At 77.3% G+C, this 3,474-nt stretch carries 3 protein-coding genes; all 3 read left to right on the top strand.

Annotated features, from left to right (window positions below):
• On the top strand, positions 1-584 hold a 584-nt coding region (locus ACFV4N_RS41540), incomplete at its 5' end, for a DUF5825 family protein (RefSeq protein ID WP_499678190.1).
• On the top strand, positions 571-1,983 hold the full coding sequence (locus tag ACFV4N_RS41535; protein ID WP_499678189.1) for a hypothetical protein: 1,413 nt from the start codon (positions 571-573) through the stop codon (positions 1,981-1,983). The genes ACFV4N_RS41540 and ACFV4N_RS41535, both read left to right, overlap by 14 nt.
• 34 nt (positions 1,984-2,017) lie before the next feature.
• A partial coding sequence (locus ACFV4N_RS41530) for an ATP-binding cassette domain-containing protein (protein WP_499678188.1) occupies positions 2,018-3,474 on the top strand: 1,457 nt, incomplete at its 3' end.

The following is a 3,474-nucleotide window of genomic DNA, read 5'->3' as shown; positions in this document are numbered from 1 at the left end:
GGGTTGGAGTGGTCATGACCTCCGTCGCGGACGACCGGCGCGGCCTGTTCCGCCTCCTCGACCCGGCGACCCGCCCGAGCCGCGCCGAGCTGGTGTCGCTGGCGCGCTCGGGGATGCGCGGCGTCCGGCTGACCGGGGACCTCGACCTGGGCGCGCTGCCCGCCCGCGCCGCGGCCGGGCACCTGGCGTTCCTGCGCGAGGCGGCGGGCGTCGGGCTGCACGTGCTGTGGCGGGGCCGGTTCGGGGACCTCGACCACCGGCCCTTCCGGCACCTGGACCCGCCGCGCGACGCCGAGGGCCGGGCGCTGTGGCCGGTCGCGCCCGCGCCGCTGCTCACCGTGCGCCGCGGCCCGGACTTCGCCCTGGTCGACGACCGCCGAGGGGGCGCGCTGAGCAGGACCTACCTGGACGACCCGGTCGAGGTGGACCTGCTGGTGGACCCCGGGCGGTCCTGCGCGGCGGAGGCCGACCTGGGCCCGGCGGAGCGGGCCGCGGTGCGGCGCCTGGCCGGGCTGTCGCTGTTCGCCCCCGTCCGGGACGCGTGGGTGGCCCTCCCGGTGAGGTTCCGCTATGCCAGGACGTGAGCGCGACGTGGAGGCCGCGGTGACCGCGGCCCTGGGGCGGTTCTACCGCGACCGCGAGGTGGTCCTCGTGGGCGGCCCGCTGTCGCAGTACGCCGACCGGGTCGAGGCGCTGCTCCGCCACGGCGCGCGACCCCCGTTCGCGGTGGCCAACGGCGCGGGCACGGGCAGCGCGCCGGAGGGCCTGGCGGGTCACCACGGGATCACCGTGGACATGAACAGCTTCCTGGCCCACCGCGCCGGGGTCGCCGCCGTGCTGGGCGCGCCGCCCGACGACGTGCGGGCGGCGGTGGCGGCCTACGACCCGGACCGCGACGCCATCGTGCTGGCCGAGCCCTCGTCCGCGGTGGCCGAGCTGGACGGCCGCCCGGTCGTCGACGCGCAGCACCCGGCCTGGACCCGGTACGAGGACCCGACGGCGGTCGACGCGTTCTTCGACGACAGCGGGGTCGCGCGCCTGCCGTCCTCGGTCGTCGCGCCGGCGGCCGGGCCGCTGGCCGCGGCGGTCGCCGAGCGGGACCTCGGGTACGGCGTGCTGTGCGAGGTGGCGGCGCGGGGCGGCGGCGACCCGACGATGGAGCTGGCCCGCTGGCTCGCCGACGGCGAGGACTGCGGGCCAGCCGCGGACTGGCTCGCCGCCCGCGGCGCGGCGGTGCGGGTCACCCCGGTCCTGCCCGGCGTGCACTGCGCCGCGCACGGCTTCGTCCTGCCGGACCACGTGGTCGTGCTGCACCCGTACGAGGTCGTGGTCCTGCGCCGGGGCGACCGCCCGTCCGTGGTGGGCTGCTCGACCTACGCCCGGTTCGCCCCCGACCAGGTCGCGGCGGTGCTGGGCACCGCCGCGCGCGTGGGCGGCGAGCTGCGGCGGCGCGCGGGCCTGCGCGGCGCGTTCAGCGTGAGCGGGGTGCTGGGCCCGTCGGGGTTCCTGGCGACCTCGGTGTGGACGAGGTTCACCACGGCCCACGCCCTGGCCGCGCACCGGGCCCCGGAGCTGTCGCTGCCGCTGCTGCACGCCGCGCTCGTCGCCGGGCACCCGCTCGGCGTCGAGGGACCGGACCTGGAGCGCCACCTGCGCGACCGGGTCACCGGCGCGCCCGGCGCGGTCGTGTCGATCCCCACTGCCCGCGGCCCGGCCGGCGAGCAGCGCACGCTGTGGCTCAGCCTGGAGGGCGGGCGGTTGCGCGCGACCGACGCCGGCGCGCACAGCGACGGCTGCGTGGTGCACGTGCCGGTCGGCGCGGCGGGCAAGGCCGTGCTGATCGCCGGTCCGGCCCTGGCCGGGCCGGGCGGGTTCCTGACGGGCGCGGTGGTCGACGCCTGCGCGACCGTCGACCGGGCGTGGGAGCTGGGGATCGGCGCGACGCCGCCCCCGGCCGCCCGGTGGGGCCGGGGGGTGGTCTGAACTGGGCCACATCGACATCTCGCGGCTGGAGTACGTGCTCCCGGACGGGCGCACCCTGTTCCGGGACGTGTCGTTCCGGGTGGGCGCGGGGGCCAAGGCCGCGCTCATCGGCGCGAACGGCGTGGGCAAGACGACGTTGCTCGACGTGCTGGCGGGCAACCGCCGGGCCAGGTCGGGCGGCGCGGTCGCCGGCGGCGCGATCGCCTTCATGCCGCAGTTCATCGGGTCCATCGACGACGACACGCTGGTCGCCGACTTCCTGGTCGGCCTGGAGCGGCCCGCGCTGCGGCGCGCCCACCGGGCCGTCCAGGACGCCGAGGCGGAGCTGCTGGAGCACGACGACGAGCGCAGGCAGATGGCGTACGCCACGGCGCTCGCCGAGTGGGCCGAGGTCGGCGGGTACGACGCGGAGGTCTCCTGGGACGTCGTGTGCCAGGCGGCGCTGGGCAGGTCATACGACCTCGTGCGGTTCCGGGAGGTCCGCACGCTGTCCGGCGGCGAGCAGAAGCGGCTGGCCCTGGAGAGCCTGCTGCGCGGGCCCGCCCCGGTCCTGCTGCTGGACGAGCCGGACAACTACCTCGACGTCCCCGGCAAGCGGTGGCTGGAGCAGCGGCTGCGGGACTCGCCCAAGACCGTGCTGTTCATCAGCCACGACCGCGAGCTGCTGGCCCGCGCCGCGACCCACGTGGTGACGCTGGAGGGCCACGGCGCCTGGGTGCACGGCGACGGGTTCGGCAGCTACGCCGAGGCGCGTGACCGGCGGGTCGAACGCCTCGAACAGCGCCACCGCGACTGGAACGACGAGCACGCGCGGCTCAAGGAGCTGGTGCGGACGTTGCAGGTGCAGGCGAAGCTGTCGTCCGCGGTCGCCGCGAAGTACCGCGCCACGCTGACCAGGCTGGCCCGGTTCGAGGCCGAGGGACCGCCGCCGGAGCGGCCGGAGCAGCAGCACGTGCGCATGGACCTGACCGGCGGCCGGACCGGGAAGCGCGCCGTCACCTGCACCGGGCTGCGGCTGACCGGCCTGACCGACGCGTTCGACTTCGAGGTCTTCTACGGCGACCGGGTGGCCGTGCTCGGCGCGAACGGCACGGGCAAGTCCCACCTGCTGCGCCTGCTCGCGGCGGGCGGCACCGCGGGGGACCGGCACGACCCCGAGCTGCTGGGGCCGCCGGTCGGGCACACCGGCGAGGCGAAGCTCGGCGCCAGGGTGGTGCCCGGCTGGTTCGCGCAGACCCACGGCCGCCGCGACCTGGCCGGCCGCACGCTCGTGGACATCCTGCACTCCGGGGACGACCGGCGACCCGGCCGCGACCGCGGCGCGGCGATGGCCGCGCTCAACCGCTACGAGCTGCGCGCCCAGGGCGACCAGGTGTTCGACCACCTCTCCGGCGGCCAGCAGGCGCGGTTCCAGGTGCTGCTGCTGGAGCTGGAGGGCGCGACGCTGCTGCTGCTCGACGAGCCCACCGACAACCTGGACCTGCACAGCGC

Source organism: Actinosynnema sp. NPDC059797 (assembly GCF_042732085.1).
Classification (GTDB): Bacteria; Actinomycetota; Actinomycetes; order Mycobacteriales; family Pseudonocardiaceae; genus Actinosynnema.
This window is presented reverse-complemented; position numbering and strand designations above follow the sequence as displayed.

Excerpts from the sequence above, each read along its gene's own strand:
- ACFV4N_RS41535 (WP_499678189.1), top strand. The coding sequence starts at position 571 with ATGCCAGGACGTGAGCGCGACGTGGAGGCCGCGGTGACCGCGGCCCTG.